Genomic DNA, 15,660 nt, shown 5'->3' on the forward strand with positions numbered 1-15,660 from the left:
CCCATGGATTCCACCTCATCCCACCCGCCCCACGCGGGGACCCGCGCCCTGCTGGACGATTTCGCGCTCGGCGATCCCAACCAGGTCCTGCAACTGGGCGATCTCCTGTCCGGTTTCGGCCAGAGCGCGTTCGGCCTGCTGCTGTTCATCGGCGTGCTGCCCGCGTTCATTCCCATCCCGGGCGTCGGCGGCGCCATCGGCGGTCCGCTGGTGATCCTGGTCGGCGTGCAGTTGCTGGTCGGCCTCTCCCGGCTGTGGCTGCCCGGCTTCATCGCCCGGCGCGGTCCGCACCGCAGCGCGCTGATCACCTTCCGCAGCCTGCTCTCGCCCTGGCTGGCACGGCTGGAAAAACTGATCCGCCCACGCCTGCACGCGGTGCTCGATCACAAGCTGGCGCTCTCCTTCACCGGCCTGCTGCTGATCCTGCTGGGATTGCTGCTGGCCCTGCCGATTCCGTTCACCAACTACGTGTTCGGCGTGCTGTTGCTGCTGTTCGCGCTGGCCCTGCTGGAACGCGATGGCGCGTTGATGCTGGTGGCCTGGGTGGCGGGCGGGACCGCGGTGATCGTGTTCGGCTTCCTGTCCGGACACCTGGTCGCCGCCACCACCGAATTCCTCGGCCGCTGGTTTTCCTGATCCGCGTGAGCCTGTTGTAGGAGCGACGTCAGTCGCGACCGTCAACCCGATTCGGCCATGAAAGCCGGATACCGTTCCATACGGACAGGTGCAAGCGCACGGTCGCGACTCACGTCGCTCCTACAGGAGAATCGATCCGGGTTGCTCAAGCAATGAGCTGGGCGAACTCGGCAGCCGTGACCGGGTAGCCCAGCCAATAGCCCTGGGCCAGATCGCAGCCGCGTTCGCGCAGGATGTTGAACTGGCCTTCCTTCTCCACGCCTTCGGCCACCACCGTGATGCCCAGCGAATGGGCCATGGCGATGATCGCGCTGGTCAGGGCCAGATCGTCCGGATCGCGCAGCATGTCGGCGATGAAGCTGCGATCGATCTTCACGCCGTCGACCGGTACCCGGCGCAGGTGGCTCAGTCCGGAGAAGCCGGTGCCGAAATCGTCCAGCCAGACCTTCACCCCGGTGCGGTGCAGGGTCGCCAGCAGCGCACTGGCGTGCGCCTCGTCGGCGATCACCGCGGTCTCGGTCAGTTCCAGGTGCAGCCGCGAGGAAGCCAGCCCGGTTTCGCGCAGGCATTCGGCCACGACCTCCGGCAGATCGCCACTGCGCAACTGGCGCGGCGAGACGTTGACCGACACGAACAGCTGATCCATCGGATCCCGATCCGCGCTCCAGTGCGCGGCCGCCGTGCACGCCGCGCGCAGAACGCGCGGGCCGATGCTCTCGATCAGGCCGCTCTGCTCGGCCACGTCGATGAATACCGAGGGCGCCACCATGCCCAGCTCCGGGTGCTGCCAGCGCAGCAGCGCCTCGGCGCCGACGATGCGGCTGTCGGACAGCCGGAACACCGGCTGGTACAGCAGGCTGAGTTCGCCGCGCTCCCAGGCGCCGCGCAGTTCCTGCTCCATCCGCACCCGCCGCTCCACCGCCTGATCCATCGCCCGGCTGTAGAAGCGGTAGCAATTCTTGCCGGCCACCTTGGCCTGGTACATGGCGATGTCGCCGTTCTTCATCAGCGCGGTGGCGCCGGAGGCGTCCTCGGGGAACAGGGTGATGCCGATCGACGTGCCCAGGAATACCTGTCGATCCTGGATCACCAGCGGCCGGCCCAGCTCGGTCACCAGCTGTTCGGCCAGCCGGGTCGCCACCGAACGCACGTCGCCGTCCTGGATCAGGATGACGAACTCGTCGCCGCCGAAGCGTGCCAGCATCGCGTCGTCGCCGCCCAGTTGCTCGACCGCCTCGCGGATGCGGTTGGCGAACTGCTGCAGCACCTCGTCGCCGGCCTCGTGGCCGAGGGTATCGTTGACCCGCTTGAAGTCGTCGATGTCGGCGAACAGCAGCGCCAACTGGCGGCCGGCGCCGCGCAGCATCATCAGCCGGTGGTCCAGGCTCTCGCGGAACGCCAGCCGGTTGGTCAGGCCAGTCAGCGAATCGGTGTAGGCCATGCGCCGCACGTCGCGATCGTGGCGGGCGATGCTGTCGCTCATGCTGCTGAAGGCGCGCACCAGTTCGCCGACCTCGTCGTTGCGGTGGCTGACCGGGCGTTCGCCGTTGTAGTTGCCCACCTCGATGGCGTGCGCGGCTTCGGCCAGTTGCCGGATCGGACGCACCAGGGTGCGCTGGGCGTAGACCATGATGGCCACGCAGGCCACCACCAGCGCGGCCAACAGCGCCCACACCCAGATCAGGTGGCGGTGTCCCAGTTCCTCCAGCCGTGTACGCGCCGCGGCGACGGCGCGATCCTCGTGTCCGCGCACCGAATCCAGCGAGTAGCCCACCCGCACCCCGCCGATGCGCTGGTTGCCGATCATGATCGGCTCCGAGATATCGACGATCTGCGGCGACCACTGGGTATGCAGTTCCGGCGTGCTGATCGCCTCGTAGGCCAGCGGGTCGCTCATCTGCTGCCCGTAGACCGCGATTTCCTCGGAACCATCGTGGATGATCCGCCCCTGCGGGTCGTAGACCAGCACATAGCTGACGTCCGGCTCTTTCTGCGCGGAGCGGACCAGCGTGCCGATGGTGTCCAGATCGAAGTAGTACAGCGGATTGGCCAGGGCGTCGGCCAGTTGCTCGACGGTGGCGCCGCCGTGCCGGCGCAGGCTGTCCTCGGCCATGCCGTGCATGGCCTCGCGGGCCACGCCCGCCACTTCCTGCTGCATCGCCTTCTGCCGGTGCAGCAGGGTCGCCAGCAACCCGATGACCACCGCCAGCATGATGGCCATGGCGGTGAGGAAGCGCGCTTCCAGGCCAAAACGTAGGTTGTTCTTCATTCGACCTGCTCGCGCACGCGGCCCACGCCCTGCCGCAGGTGCTCCAGCGCACGCCGCGAGTCGGGATCCACCGGCAGGAAGGCGGTGGTGCGGAAGAACAGCCGCATCGCCTCGCGCGCCTGCGGATCTTCGGCGGCCTGCAGCAGCACCTCGCGCAGGCGCGCCTCGACCGCCGGCTCCAGATCGCCACGCACCATCTCCAGCGCGCGCGGATACTCGGGGGTTTCGTGGATGATGCGGAAGTCGTTGCGGAACGAGGGCGGGATGCGGCGGGCGTCGTTCCAGTCCAGGCTGCTCACCACGCCGGCATCGACCAGGCGCTTGTGGACCCAGGCCGCGATGTTCAGTTCGGTGCGGGCGAACACATAGCCGACCGAATCCGGGGCCGGCCGATCCATCGGCGACAGCAGGATCTCCAGCCGCTGGCCGGCATCCAGCAATTCCACCGCCGGCGCGAAATAGGCGCTGGTGGAAGCGGTGTTCTGGAACGCGATCGCCTTGCCCTTCAGGTCCTGCAGGTTCTCCAGGCCGCTGTCGCGGCGCACGAAGAACACGCCGTGGTAGCGCCCCACCCCGCCACGCTCGGTCAGCACCAGCGGCTTTGCGCCGGCCCGGTCCTGCAACCGCATCGCGGTGCCGGCGGTTTCAGTCACCCAGTCCACCCGGCCCCGGCGCAGGTAGCTGATCATCTGCTGGGTGTCGCGCGCCATCAGGATGCGGCCCTCGGTGATGCCGACATCGCGCATGCGCGGGATCACGTAGTCCAGCAGCGGCTTGAGCTGTTCGTAGTGGGCCTTGGGATCGTCGCTGATGCGGCCCAGGACAAGCACGTGATCATCGCCACCGGCGGCATCGGCCGGCGCCACGGCACCCGGCAGGAGGAACGCCCCGATCAGCGTCAGGACGAATGCGAACCGGGACGTAGGCAACGAGGAGAATCCTTCGAAAAGGTGGTGGGAGCCTAGCCGAAATTGTGACTTTGGGACAGTAGATTACGTGCGCCCGTCGGCCAAACGGGCCATCCGCTGGGCGTCCGCCAGCACGCCCCGCAACAGCCTCACCTCCTGTTCGCTCAGGTCCGCGCGCAGGAACAGGCGACGCAGTTTGCGCATCGCCGAATCCGGCGTGCGGCCCTTGTGGAAATCGATCTCATCCAGGGTCTGCCCCAACTGGGCGAAGAAGCCTTCCAGTTGCGCGTGGCTGGCCGGCGCGTCGTCGGGGTGGCGGCTTTCCGGCGCCGGCGACGAGGCCTGCCCGCGCAATGCCAGGCGCAGCTCATATGCCAGTACCTGCACGGCGGCGGCCAGGTTCAGGGAGCTGTACTCGGGATTGGCCGGAATGTGGACGGCGGCGTGGCACAGCTGCAGTTCCTCGTTGGTCAGGCCGGTGCGTTCGCGGCCGAACACCATCGCCACCTCGCCTTGCGCGGCCATCGTCACCGCCCGGGCGGCGGCCTGGCGCGGCTCGAATTCCTCCAGTTGCACCCGGCGGCTGCGGGCGGTGCAGCCCAGCACGTAGCGGCAGTCGGCCACCCCTTCGGCCAAGGTGGCGACCACCCGGGCGTCGGCCAGCAGATCGTCGGCCCCGGCGGCGCGGCGGCTGGCCTCCTCGGCCGGGAACTGTTCGGGGGCCACCAATACCAGCCGGGCCAGCCCCATGGTCTTGAGGGCGCGCGCGGCGGCGCCGATGTTGCCGGGATGCTGGGTGCCGACCAGCACGATGCGCAGCCGGTCGGCCGCGGGAAGCGGGAATTCGGGAGTGTTCATGGGCGCAGATGTTAAACTGTGCGCGCCGGCCCCTGCGCCGCGCCGTTCTTTTCCACCGTCCATACCGCCCCCTGCCTGTTCCGAGGTCCGAAGCCATGCAGAAACCCGCCGTCACCGTCATGGTCAAAGCCGCCCGACTGGCAGGCAACGTCCTGTTGCGCAGCATCAACAAGCTGGACGCGCTGAACGTGGTGCAGAAGGACCGGATGGACTACGCCAGCGAAGTGGACGCCGATGCCGAGAAGGTCATCGTCAAGGAACTCCGCCGCGCCTATCCCGATTACGCCGTGGTCGGCGAGGAAGGCGGCATCCAGGGCCAGAGCCGTTACACCTGGGTCATCGACCCGCTCGACGGCACCAGCAACTACCTGCGCGGCTTCCCGCACTACTGCGTGTCGATCGCGCTGGTCGAAAACGGCGAGCCCACCGACGCGGTGATCTTCGATCCCCTGCGCAACGACCTGTTCACCGCCAGCCGCGGCGCCGGCGCCCAGCTCAACGAGCGCAAGATCCGGGTAGCCGATCGCAAGGATCTGGCCGGCACCGTCATCAGCACCGGCTTCCCGCCGCGCGAGCGCGCCCGTGCCGGCGCCCAGTTGGAATGCGTGCGCGAACTGCTGGTCCAGGCCGAGGACGTCCGCCGCACCGGTTCGGCCGCGCTGGATCTGGCCTACGTGGCCTGTGGCCGCCTGGACGCCTACTTCGAAGCCGGCGTGAAGGACTGGGACATCGCCGCCGGCGTGCTGCTGGTGCGTGAGGCCGGCGGCCGCATCTGCGACTTCCGCGGCGCGGCCACCCCGCGCATGGACGGGCGTGGCCCGGCCTCCCGCCAGATCGTCGCCGGCAACATCAAGGTGGCCGAAGCCCTGCAGAAGACCATCGTCAGCTCCGGCTACGCCGCCAGCTTCGACCCGCCCAAGGGCTGATGCGGTAGAGCCGGGCTTGCTCGGCTTCGCCTTGCCCGGATGAACATCAGCGGAGCAAGCTCCGCTCTACAAAAAAAGGCCGCGCGATGCGCGGCCTTTTTCGTTCCGGAAAGGGGAGACTTCTCGAATCCCCAATCCCGAATCCCGGCTCTCAGGGCCTGCGCGCCAGCGCCGCTTCGTCCTTGGCCTTGGGCATCAGATCCTGCTTGGTGACCTTCATGAAGCCCATCGTCAGCAGCGGGCAGGCGATGAAGATCGAGGAGATGGTGCCGATCACGATGCCGATCATCTGCGAGATCGCCATGCCTTCCAGCGAACCGCCGCCGTAGATGTACAGCGCCAGCACGGTCAGGAACGCCACGAACGAGGTGATGATGGTGCGCGACAGGGTCTGGTTGACCGAACGATTCAGCACCTCGACCGGATCCACGCGCAGCGAGCGGAAATTCTCGCGCACGCGGTCGAACACCACGATGGTGTCGTTGATCGAGAAACCCATCACCGACAGCAGGCCCGCCAGCACGGTCAGGTCGAACTCCCGCCCGGTCAGGGCGAAGAAGCCGGCGCAGATCAGCACGTCGTGCAGGGTGGTGAAGATCGCCGCCAGCGCGAATTTCCATTCGAACCGGAATGCGATGTAGATCAGGAAGCCAACCACCACGAAGATCAGCGCGTACAGGCCGTTCATGGCCAGTTCCTTGCCGACCTGCGGGCTGACGATTTCGCTGCGCAGCTTGGTCGCCGGGTTCTCCGCCGAGGACGCCAGCTTCACCACCTCGGTGGCGGTGCGGTTGGCGGCTTCCGAATCGGTCTGGCCTTCGCGCGGCTGCAGGCGGACCAGCAGATCCCGGCCGCTGCCGAAGGTCTGGACCTGCGCGCCCTGGTAACCGGAGGTTTCCAGGCGCTCGCGCACGCCATCCACGTCCGGCGGGTTGTCGAAGCGCAGTTCCACCATGATGCCGCCGGTGAAATCGAGCGCGTAGTTGAAGCCCTTGAACGCCATGGCGCCGACGGCGACCACCGCGAGGATCAGGGCGACCGCCAGCGACACCCAGCGCAGGCGCATGAAGTCGATGTTGGTGTCGTTGGGAACGAGATGCAGCGGAAAGAGTTTCATGGTTCGGTTGCTCTCGTCAGATGGCCAGCGACTTCAGCTTGCGGCGGCGGCCGTAGATCAGCGTGGCCAGCGCGCGCGACACGGTCACGGCGGTGAACACGGAGGTCAGGATGCCGACGATCATGGTGACGGCGAAGCCCTTCAGCGGGCCGGTGCCAAAGGCGAACAGCGCCACGCCGGCCAGCAACGCGGTCATGTTCGAGTCGAAGATGGTGCCGGAGGCCTTGTCGTAGCCGGTGGCGATGGACGCCAGCGGTGGCACCCCCGCCCTCAATTCCTCGCGTATGCGTTCGTTGATCAGCACGTTCGCGTCCACCGACATGCCGATCGACAGCGCCAGGCCGGCAAAGCCCGGCAGCGTCATGGTGGCGCCGAACAACGACATCACCGCCACCACCATCACCAGGTTGAGCAGCAGCGCGATGCAGGTCAGCAGACCGAACACCCGGTAATAGACAAGGAAGAAAGCCAGTGCGAACAGGAACGAGAACATCACCGCCTTGGTGCCGCGCTCGACGTTCTCCTTGCCGAGGCTGGGACCGACCACACGCTCGTTGATGAAGTCCATCGGCGCGGCCAGCGAGCCAGCGCGCAGCAGCTTGGCCAGGCCGTCGGCCTCGGTCTTTTCCAGGCCGGTGGTGATGAAGTTCTTGCCGAACACGCCATTGATGTTGGCCACCGAGATCACTTCTTCCTTGATCCGGGTGCTGCGCACTTCCTCGCCGTTGACGATATCCACCTGCGGGATGCGCTCGATGTAGACCACCGCCATCGGCTTGTTCACGTTGGCGCTGGTGAAGTCGAACATGCGCTGGCCGCCGATGTTGTTCAGCGTGACGTTGACCGCCGGCAGGCCGTTCTGGTCGGTCGAGGTCTGCGCGCCGACCATCTGGTCGCCGGACACAATCACGCGCTTGTTCAGCAGGATCGGGATCGGCTTGCCATCGGGGCCCAGCTCGCGGCGGTAGTACACCCGCGCCTCCGGCGGCACGTTGCCGCTGGCAACCGCGTCGTAGGCGTTGCCGTCGACCGCTGCGCGGTACTCCAGGGTGGCGGTCGCGCCGATCATGCGCTTGGCCTCGGCGGTGTCCTGCACGCCCGGCAGCTGCACGACCACGCGATCGTTGCCCTGGCGCTGGATGATCGGCTCGGCCACGCCCAGCTCGTTCACGCGGTTGCGCAGGGTGGTGATGTTCTGCTCGATGGCGCTGCCGGCGATCTGGTTCAGTTCGCTCTCCGGCAGGACGATGGTGATGCGCTCGCCTTCCACGTCATAGGTCAGGGCGCCGCCGCCCGCCAGCCCGGCGCCGCCGGCATTGGACGAGGCGACCAGGGTCTTGGCCAGCAGGTCGCGCGCCTTGTTGGCGTCCTCGCCCGGGGCCAGGGCGATGGCGATGCTGTTGTCCGGACGGCGTTCGACCGACTGGTACTTGATGCGGTTGTCGCGCAGGGTCAGGCGGGCGTCCTCGACGTAGGCGTCGACGCGCTTGTCCAGCGCGGCCTTCTGGTCGACCTGCAACTCGAAGTGCACGCCGCCCTGCAAATCCAGGCCCTGCACCATCGGGCGGGCGCCGAACCGGCTGAGCCAGTCCGGGACCGTCGAGGCCAGGTTCAGCGCCACCACGTAGTTCTCGCCCAACGCGCCGCGCAGGACGTCGTTGGCCTTGGTCTGCGCATCCAGGCCCGGCAGGCGGACCAGCAGGCTCTTGCCATCTTGGTCGTCCAGCGCCTTGGTGGCCACGCCGGCCTCCTTGAGGCTGGCCTCGACCTTCTGCCGCAACGCCGCGTCCACCGCGTATCCGCGGTTCGGGGTGATCTGTACCGAGGGATCCTGCGGGTAGATGTTGGGCAGGGCGTAGAACACGCTCAGCGCAACGACCAGCAGGATGACGACGTATTTCCAGCGAGGGAATTCAAGCATTGCGGCAACCCGCGCACACCCGTCCCGGGTGCGCGCTCAACGATGGTCGGAAGGGAAAATCAGGCGGACTTCAGGGTGCCCTTGGGCAGGACATTGCCCACGGCGGCCTTCTGCACGCGCACCCGCACGTTGTCGGCCACTTCGATGGTGATGAAGTTGTCGCCGATGTCGGTGATGGTGCCGGCGATGCCACCGGTGGTGATGACCTCGTCGCCGCGCGAGAGCTTTTCCAGCATGGCCCGATGTTCCTTCGCACGCTTCATCTGCGGGCGGATCATCAGGAAGTACATGATGGCAATCAGGATGATCGGCATCAGCAGGCCGAAACCACCCAGGCCACCCTGGGGAGCGCCGGCGGCCTGTGCATGCGCCGGGGCGATCAGAAAATCGAGCAGATTCATGGAGTTATCCGTTCTTATGCGAAAGCAGCCGGGAATTATGCCACGCGGCAGGCATCCCCGTCCCGGCGCCGCGCCGGACCCGGCGGGCTTCGCCGGGACGGTGTGAAGACCGTCCCGGCCCGGAAAGGTTCCGCATCACCCTGTAGAGCGGAGCTTGCTCCGCTGCTTTCCCCTCACCCGGGCATCCCGCCAAGCCGAGCAAGCTCGGCTCTACGCGATCGCGGTTACCGGGGGGCTTCCGCCCCGCGGGCGGCATAGAACGCCTGGCGGAAGTCGCCGAAGCGGCCCTGTTCGATGGCGACGCGGATGTCGGCCATCAGCTTTTCGTAGTACCAAAGGTTGTGCAGGGTACCGAGCATCGGCGCCAGCATCTCGTTGCAGCGGTCCAGGTGGCGCAGGTACGAGCGGGTGAAGCCGTTGCGGCAGGCATGGCAGCCGCAACCCGGCTCGATCGGCTGCATGTCCTTCTCGTACTTGGCGTTGCGGATGCGCACGGTGCCGAACGAGGTGAAATAGTGGCCGTTGCGGGCGTTGCGGGTCGGCATCACGCAATCGAACATGTCCACCCCGCGCGCCACGCCCTCCACCAGGTCCTCCGGCCGGCCCACGCCCATCAGGTAGCGCGGGCGGTCCTGCGGCAGGATCGGATGCATGTGTTCGAGGATGCGGTTGCGCTCCTCCTCCGGCTCGCCGACCGCCAGCCCGCCGATGGCGTAACCATCGAAACCAATCGCCTGCAGCCCCGCCGCGGAACGCTCGCGCAACGGCTCGTGCACGCCGCCCTGGACGATGCCGAACAGCGCCGCGTCGTTGCCCTCGTGCGCGCGCTTGCTGCGCTCGGCCCAGCGCAGGCTCAGTTCCATCGACTTGCGCGCGACTTCCTCGGTGGCCGGATACGGCGTGCACTCGTCGAAGATCATCACGATGTCCGAGTCCAGCACCTTCTGGATGCGCATGCTCTCCTCGGGACCGAGGAACACCTTGCTGCCATCCACCGGCGAGGCGAAGGTCACGCCCTGTTCGGTGATCTTGCGGCGGTGCGCCAGCGAGAACACCTGGAAGCCGCCGGAGTCGGTGAGGATGGGCCGGCTCCAGCGCGCGAAGCCGTGCAGGCCGCCGTGCTGGGCGATGACCTCCAGGCCCGGGCGCAGGTAGAGGTGGAAGGTATTGCCGAGGATGATCTCCGCGCCCAGCGCCTCGATCTGGTCCGGCAGGATGCCCTTGACCGAGCCATACGTCCCCACCGGCATGAAGGCCGGTGTCTCCACCGTGCCGCGCGGAAAGGTCAGGCGGCCGCGGCGGGCGTTGCCGTCGGTGGTGTCGAGCTGGAACTGGAGTCGGGACATGGGAGGGCGGGACTGGAAGAAGGAAAGCCGGATTGCAATCTTTGGTGTGGGAGCGACGTCAGTCGCGATGGCTTGAGCACATCGGAAACATCATCGTCGCGACCGACGTCGCTCCTGCAGGAATCATATGGACGGAAACAGCAGCATCGCGTCGCCGTAGGAAAAGAAGCGATAGCGTTCGCGCACCGCGTGCTCATAGGCGGCGAACACGCGTTCCTTGCCGGCGAACGCCGAAACCAGCATCAGCAGGGTGCTCTCCGGCAGGTGGAAATTGGTGATCATCGCGTCCACGCTGCGGATGCGATAACCGGGGAAGATGAAGATGCGGGTCTCGCCGGCGAACGGTTGCAGTTGACCATCGCGCATCGCCGATTCCAGCGCGCGCACCACGGTGGTGCCCACCGCGATCACCCGCCCGCCGCGGGCGCGGGTGGCCTGGATGCGTTCGATCAGCGCCGCACCGACGTTCAGCCATTCGCTGTGCATCTGGTGCTGGCGGACGTCATCCACCCGCACCGGCTGGAAGGTGCCGGCGCCCACGTGCAGGGTGACGTGGCCGAATTCGACGCCGCGTTCGTGCAGCGCCGCCAGCAGCGGCTCGTCGAAATGCAGGCCGGCGGTCGGTGCGGCGACCGCGCCCGGCTCGCGTGCGAACACGGTCTGGTAGCGCTCGTCGTCGTCCTTCCCCGCTTCGCGCTGGATGTACGGCGGCAGCGGCAGGCGGCCAGCCTGCAGCAGCCAGCTTTCCAGCGCCGCGGGCACGTGGAAGCGCAGGCGGTAGAACTCGCCGTCCCGGCCCAGCACCTCGGCCTCGCCGCCGGCGTCCAGGGCAATCCTGCTACCGGGCTTGGGCGACTTGCTGGCACCCACCTGCGCCCGCGCCTCGTTGTCAGGCAACAGGCGCTCGATCAGGATTTCGACCCGCCCGCCGGTCTCCTTCTGGCCGAACAGCCGGGCCGGAATCACCCGGGTGTCGTTGAACACCAGCAGATCGCCCGGCGCCAGCCATTCCGGCAGATCGCGGACCTGGCGATCGGCGAAGGCGGCGTCGCCCGGTGGCACCACCAGCAGGCGGCTGGCCGAACGCTCCGGCAGCGGCGCCTGGGCGATCAAGGCCTCGGGCAGGTCGAAATGGAAATCGGATTTCTTCACAGGGGGACGGCTCGGGGAAGCCCGCCATTGTAAGGGAGCCGGTCGCCACGGGCGTTTGCGTCCCCTGCCCGGCGCGCGCCGCCGTTCAGCGCTCGAACTTGGTCGACAGCACGATCGACGAGGTGGTGCGCTCGACGCCGTCAATCGCGCCGATCCGATCGGTCAGCAGATCCATGCCGTCCACCGATGGCACCACGCCCACCGCGATCAGATCATAGGCGCCGCTGACCGACTGCAGCAGGCGCACCTCGGGCATCGCGCGCAGGGAGGCGACCACCGAGGTCATCTGCTTGGGATGCACGGTGATCATGATGTGCGCGCGGATGTGCCCGCGCTCGTAGTCATCGTGCACCCGCACGGTATAGCCGCTGATGACGCCCTCGCGTTCCAGCCGCTCGATCCGGCTCTGCACCGTCGTTCGCGACAGATTGAGCCGGCGCGCGATCTGGGCGGTCGAGGCGCGCGCGTTGTCGCGCAACAGGCTGAGCAGCAACTGGTCGGTCGCGGAGATCTTCATTTCAGGGCGCTCGCCTCGTCGATTCGACGAAATCTACAGAAAATTCGTGCAAATCATAACTGTCAAACGACGAATTTATCCACATAATAGAGGTTTGCCATCCTTTCCGGAGAACACCATGGCCCTCCTCGACCTGCTCGCCCCCCTCCGCGCCCATGCGGGCAAGCGCCTGACCACCGGACTGGACGACGCCACCCTCGAGCGTTTCGCCGCCAGCCAGCCGGCCCTGGTCGCGGCCATCGAGGCCGCCGCCGCCGAACACGCCCGCCTGAAGGACGAATTCGCCGAGCTGCTGGATCTGGACGAGGAAGCGCAGCTGCGCGCCGTCCAGGCCGGCTACGTCAATTTCTATCCGGACGACGCGGTCAACCCGTACGTGGCGCTGGCCGCGCGCGGTCCGTGGGTGGTGACCCTCAACGGCGCGGTGCTGTACGACGCCGGCGGCTACGGCATGCTCGGCTTCGGCCATACCCCCGAGCCGATCCTGGCGGCGATGGCGCGGCCGCAGGTGATGGCCAACATCATGACCCCGAGCCTGTCGCAGTTGCGCTTCGACCGCGCCCTGCGCAAGGAAATCGGCCAGACCCGCGGCGGTTGTCCGTACGCGAAGTTCCTGTGCCTGAACTCGGGCTCCGAGTCGGTCGGCCTGGCCGCCCGCATCGCCGACATCAACACCAAGCTGCAGACCGACCCGGGTGCCCGCCACGAAGGTCGCGCGGTCAAGCGCGTGGTCGTGAAGGGCAGCTTCCATGGCCGCACCGAGCGTCCGGCCCTGTATTCGGACTCTTCGCGAAAGACCTACCAGCAGCACCTGGCTAGCTACCGTGGCGAGGATTCGCTGATCGCCATCGAGCCCTACGACGTCGAGGCGCTCAAGCGGGCGTTCGCCGACGCCGAAACCAAGGGCTGGTTCATCGAGGCGGTGTTCCTGGAGCCGGTGATGGGCGAAGGCGATCCGGGCCGCTCGGTGCCGCCGGCGTTCTACGCCGCCGCGCGCGAGCTGACCCGCCAGCACGGCAGCCTGTTCCTGGTCGACTCCATCCAGGCCGGCCTGCGCGCCCACGGCGTACTGTCGATCGTCGACTACCCCGGTTTCGAAGGCCTGGACGCGCCGGACATGGAGACCTACTCCAAGGCGCTCAACGCCGCGCAGTACCCGCTGTCGGTGCTGGCGGTCAGCGAACGCGCCGCCGGCCTGTACCGCAAGGGCGTCTACGGCAACACCATGACCACCAATCCGCGCGCGCTCGACGTGGCCTGCGCCACGCTGGAACAGCTGACCCCGCAGGTCCGCGAGAACATCCGCGCCCGCGGCGTCGATGCGGTCGCCCGCCTCGAGAAACTGAAGGACGAACTGGACGGCCTGATCACCAAGGTGCAGGGCACCGGTCTGCTGTTCTCCTGCGAACTGGCCCCGCAATTCAAGTGCTACGGCGCCAACTCCACCGAGGAATGGCTGCGCCAGCACGGCATCAACGTCATCCACGGCGGCGCCAACTCGCTGCGCTTCACCCCGCATTTCGCGATGGGTGCCGAGGAACTGGAACTGCTGGTGTCGATGGTCGGCCGCGCGCTGCAGGAAGGTCCGCGCAACACCCAGGCCGCGGCGGCCTGATCCTCCCGGATCGCGTTTTTCCTCGTGGGCGGACACCCCTGGCGGTGTCCGCCTTTTTTGCGCGCGGCTCGCGTAGAGCGGAGCGTGCTCCGCTGCCCGGGCTCCCCACATCCCGCGCCGGCAACTCCGGCGCTACGGCGTGCGCTTCGCCTCGTTGAACCGCACCATCACCGCCTGGATCAACGCCCTGGCCTCGGCGGCGTCGCCATAGCCGTTCAACCGGACCGGATTGCGCCCCCTGGGCAAATCCTTGTACACACGGAAGAACGCCTCGATGCGATCGCGCTCGATGGCGGGCAGGTCGGCGAGATCACGGATGCCGGCGTAGGTGGGATCCACCTTGTCCGTCGGCACGCCGATGATCTTCTCGTCGGTCTTGCCGTCATCGACCATCCGCAGCACGCCAATCGGCCGGAACCGGATCAGCACGCCGGGATGCAGCGGCTCGCGGGTCAACACCAGCGCATCCAGGGGATCCCCATCCCCTGCCAGGGTGCGCGGCATCGAACCGTAGTTGGCCGGATAGGCCACCGGCATAGACTGGAAACGATCGACGAACAGCAATCCTTCTTCGTTGATCTCGTACTTGGTGAAACTGCCGGCCGGTATTTCCACCGCCAGCACCGCTTCTTCCGGCACCTTCGGCGATTGCGCGGCCAGGAACGGGTGGACCACCGTATCGCCGGCCTGCGCCAGCGATGCGGCCATCAATCCCGCAAGCAGGACGACCGCGCGGCTCATTGTGCCGGCTTGCAGGCGGGCAGCTTCAACGCGCGGGCAATCGCCTGCCAGTCGAACGCGGCGACGGCCTTGTCGTCATCCACCGCGTAGAACACGCCTTCCGGGAAGCGCTTGTCGACGGTCTGATCGAGCCACACGCCGTCGGTGTTGGCGGTGCGCTCGCCGGTGAAGGCACCCAGGTGTTCCAGGCTGAGGCGATCGAACACATGGAACACGCTGCGATCCTTGAACTGATCGGTGGCGATCCAGAAGCCCGTGCCACCCGCGCACTGCGCCAGCGCCATGCCCTCGGCCTGCGCCTTGAACAGGTCGGCGCCGATGTCGCGGCCGCGATAGCGACCGTCCAGCCCGTACTCGCGCAGGCGGGTGCCGGTGGCGACGTCCTCTTCCGCCAGCAGCAGGCGATCGTTGGCGATATCGCCGAACACCGACTCGGCGATCCGGATCGCGCCGGCTTCGGAGGTGTCGCCGAAGGTGCCCGTCAATGTCGCCGCCCAGCCCTGCGGCACGCGCCGCAGCTGGTAGCGCTTGAACCGGCGATCCAGCTCCGCCAGCGGCGGCGGCAGGTCCTCGTTCTGCGGCGACATGTAGTTGTCGCTGACGATGACCTCGTAGCTGTCCTTCTGCGGGCGAACCCACAGGCCATAGGGCTGCTTCAGGTCCTCGGCGCCGAAACTGAGCAGCGGCTGGAATCCCGGCAGCTGGAACAGTTGCACGCGATGGTTGTCGCGCTCGACCACCAGCACCAGATCGTCAATCACGGCGATGCCGTTGGGACGCTGGAGCTGGCCGGCACCCGTGCCCGGCCCCCCGACCGTGCGCAGGCGTTCGCCGCTGACACCGTCATAGACGATCAGCTGATCCGTCGCCTTGGCGGTGGCGATCAGCCAGCGCTTGCCGTCCGGCGAGCGCCAACTGGCCGGCGAGTCGACGTTGTCGGCCGGCGTGTCGGCGGTCAGGAAAGCCTCGGGCACCACCACGTGGGGGATCTTCGCTTCGCTCAGCAGCGGATCCTTTTCCACGTTCTCGTCCGGCTCGCGGTCGGCCACCGTCGGCGCGACGCCGGCGCAGCCGGCCATGGACAGGATCGCCAGCAGGCTGGCCATTGCGTTCAAGCGGTGCGACATGCGTTATCCCCTGGAGCGGTTGACAGTCAACAAACCGCAATGTTCTACGCATCGATTATGACGTTTTGGTTGCATCGTCGAAGGTTCGCCGACGTGCCATCTGATGGTCATATTGCCGCCATCTAA

At 67.3% G+C, this 15,660-nt stretch carries 14 protein-coding genes; 3 read left to right on the top strand and 11 right to left on the bottom strand.

The features are described from left to right. Positions 1 to 3: 3 nt before the first annotated feature. The gene (locus FHW78_RS16865; protein WP_183643327.1) at positions 4 to 636 is read left to right on the top strand and encodes an exopolysaccharide biosynthesis protein; all 633 of its coding nucleotides are present in this window, start codon (positions 4 to 6) and stop codon (positions 634 to 636) included. 145 nt (positions 637 to 781) lie between these two features. Here the strand turns inward: FHW78_RS16865 and FHW78_RS16870 are convergent, their stop codons facing one another. From FHW78_RS16870 to FHW78_RS16880, 3 genes are all read right to left on the bottom strand, one after another. Beyond that, entirely contained in the window at positions 782 to 2,905 is a 2,124-nt protein-coding gene (locus FHW78_RS16870; RefSeq protein WP_183643330.1) for an EAL domain-containing protein, read from the bottom strand. After that, complete coding sequence (locus tag FHW78_RS16875; protein ID WP_225562263.1) at positions 2,902 to 3,783, bottom strand: phosphate/phosphite/phosphonate ABC transporter substrate-binding protein; 882 nt, start codon at positions 3,781 to 3,783, stop codon at positions 2,902 to 2,904. Before FHW78_RS16875 ends, FHW78_RS16870 begins: the two co-directional genes overlap by 4 nt. Before the next feature lie 114 nt (positions 3,784 to 3,897). Further along, the gene (locus tag FHW78_RS16880) at positions 3,898 to 4,671 is read right to left on the bottom strand and encodes an RNA methyltransferase (RefSeq protein ID WP_183643333.1); all 774 of its coding nucleotides are present in this window, start codon (positions 4,669 to 4,671) and stop codon (positions 3,898 to 3,900) included. 95 nt (positions 4,672 to 4,766) lie between these two features. Between FHW78_RS16880 and FHW78_RS16885 the strand changes: the two genes are divergently transcribed. Further along, complete coding sequence (locus FHW78_RS16885) at positions 4,767 to 5,597, top strand: inositol monophosphatase family protein (RefSeq protein WP_183643337.1); 831 nt, start codon at positions 4,767 to 4,769, stop codon at positions 5,595 to 5,597. A 151-nt stretch (positions 5,598 to 5,748) separates the two neighbouring features. Here the strand turns inward: FHW78_RS16885 and secF are convergent, their stop codons facing one another. From secF to FHW78_RS16915, 6 genes are all read right to left on the bottom strand, one after another. After that, entirely contained in the window at positions 5,749 to 6,714 is a 966-nt protein-coding gene (gene secF / locus FHW78_RS16890) for a protein translocase subunit SecF (protein WP_183643340.1), read from the bottom strand. Positions 6,715 to 6,730: 16 nt separating this feature from the next. After that, positions 6,731 to 8,635 (bottom strand): protein translocase subunit SecD, encoded by a 1,905-nt coding sequence (gene secD, locus FHW78_RS16895; RefSeq protein ID WP_183643343.1) that lies wholly within the window; start codon positions 8,633 to 8,635, stop codon positions 6,731 to 6,733. 59 nt (positions 8,636 to 8,694) lie between these two features. Continuing rightward, on the bottom strand, positions 8,695 to 9,036 hold the full coding sequence (gene yajC, locus FHW78_RS16900; RefSeq protein WP_183643346.1) for a preprotein translocase subunit YajC: 342 nt from the start codon (positions 9,034 to 9,036) through the stop codon (positions 8,695 to 8,697). A gap of 224 nt (positions 9,037 to 9,260) precedes the next feature. Then, positions 9,261 to 10,382, bottom strand: coding sequence for a tRNA guanosine(34) transglycosylase Tgt (gene tgt, locus FHW78_RS16905; RefSeq protein ID WP_183643349.1), 1,122 nt, complete (start codon positions 10,380 to 10,382; stop codon positions 9,261 to 9,263). A 123-nt stretch (positions 10,383 to 10,505) separates the two neighbouring features. Next, positions 10,506 to 11,534, bottom strand: a complete 1,029-nt coding sequence (gene queA, locus FHW78_RS16910; RefSeq protein WP_183643353.1) for a tRNA preQ1(34) S-adenosylmethionine ribosyltransferase-isomerase QueA — start codon at positions 11,532 to 11,534, stop codon at positions 10,506 to 10,508. A gap of 85 nt (positions 11,535 to 11,619) precedes the next feature. Continuing rightward, positions 11,620 to 12,051 carry an Lrp/AsnC family transcriptional regulator gene (locus FHW78_RS16915; protein ID WP_141453627.1) on the bottom strand — a complete coding sequence of 144 codons (432 nt, stop codon included), beginning with the start codon at positions 12,049 to 12,051 and terminating at the stop codon, positions 11,620 to 11,622. A gap of 118 nt (positions 12,052 to 12,169) precedes the next feature. Between FHW78_RS16915 and FHW78_RS16920 the strand changes: the two genes are divergently transcribed. Further along, on the top strand, positions 12,170 to 13,666 hold the full coding sequence (locus FHW78_RS16920; protein WP_183643357.1) for an aminotransferase class III-fold pyridoxal phosphate-dependent enzyme: 1,497 nt from the start codon (positions 12,170 to 12,172) through the stop codon (positions 13,664 to 13,666). Between the two features lie 132 nt (positions 13,667 to 13,798). Here the strand turns inward: FHW78_RS16920 and FHW78_RS16925 are convergent, their stop codons facing one another. Both FHW78_RS16925 and FHW78_RS16930 read right to left on the bottom strand, forming a co-directional pair. Further along, positions 13,799 to 14,407, bottom strand: coding sequence for an inorganic diphosphatase (locus FHW78_RS16925; RefSeq protein WP_183643361.1), 609 nt, complete (start codon positions 14,405 to 14,407; stop codon positions 13,799 to 13,801). Then, the gene (locus tag FHW78_RS16930; protein ID WP_255443328.1) at positions 14,404 to 15,534 is read right to left on the bottom strand and encodes a phytase; all 1,131 of its coding nucleotides are present in this window, start codon (positions 15,532 to 15,534) and stop codon (positions 14,404 to 14,406) included. Before FHW78_RS16930 ends, FHW78_RS16925 begins: the two co-directional genes overlap by 4 nt. Between the last annotated feature and the right edge of the window lie 126 nt (positions 15,535 to 15,660).

Origin of the sequence: Pseudoxanthomonas sp. OG2, assembly GCF_014192765.1 — a bacterium.
In the GTDB taxonomy this organism is placed as follows: Bacteria; Pseudomonadota; Gammaproteobacteria; order Xanthomonadales; family Xanthomonadaceae; genus Pseudoxanthomonas_A; species Pseudoxanthomonas_A beigongshangi.

What these genes read in the sequence shown, in the direction of transcription:
- FHW78_RS16865 (WP_183643327.1), top strand. Translation starts at nt 4, where the DNA reads ATGGATTCCACCTCATCCCACCCGCCCCACGCGGGGACCCGCGCCCTG.
- FHW78_RS16870 (WP_183643330.1), bottom strand. Translation starts at nt 2,905, where the DNA reads ATGAAGAACAACCTACGTTTTGGCCTGGAAGCGCGCTTCCTCACCGCC.
- FHW78_RS16880 (WP_183643333.1), bottom strand. Translation starts at nt 4,671, where the DNA reads ATGAACACTCCCGAATTCCCGCTTCCCGCGGCCGACCGGCTGCGCATC.
- FHW78_RS16885 (WP_183643337.1), top strand. Translation starts at nt 4,767, where the DNA reads ATGCAGAAACCCGCCGTCACCGTCATGGTCAAAGCCGCCCGACTGGCA.
- secF (WP_183643340.1), bottom strand. Translation starts at nt 6,714, where the DNA reads ATGAAACTCTTTCCGCTGCATCTCGTTCCCAACGACACCAACATCGAC.
- secD (WP_183643343.1), bottom strand. Translation starts at nt 8,635, where the DNA reads ATGCTTGAATTCCCTCGCTGGAAATACGTCGTCATCCTGCTGGTCGTT.
- yajC (WP_183643346.1), bottom strand. Translation starts at nt 9,036, where the DNA reads ATGAATCTGCTCGATTTTCTGATCGCCCCGGCGCATGCACAGGCCGCC.
- tgt (WP_183643349.1), bottom strand. Translation starts at nt 10,382, where the DNA reads ATGTCCCGACTCCAGTTCCAGCTCGACACCACCGACGGCAACGCCCGC.
- FHW78_RS16915 (WP_141453627.1), bottom strand. Translation starts at nt 12,051, where the DNA reads ATGAAGATCTCCGCGACCGACCAGTTGCTGCTCAGCCTGTTGCGCGAC.
- FHW78_RS16920 (WP_183643357.1), top strand. Translation starts at nt 12,170, where the DNA reads ATGGCCCTCCTCGACCTGCTCGCCCCCCTCCGCGCCCATGCGGGCAAG.
- FHW78_RS16925 (WP_183643361.1), bottom strand. Translation starts at nt 14,407, where the DNA reads ATGAGCCGCGCGGTCGTCCTGCTTGCGGGATTGATGGCCGCATCGCTG.
- FHW78_RS16930 (WP_255443328.1), bottom strand. Translation starts at nt 15,534, where the DNA reads ATGTCGCACCGCTTGAACGCAATGGCCAGCCTGCTGGCGATCCTGTCC.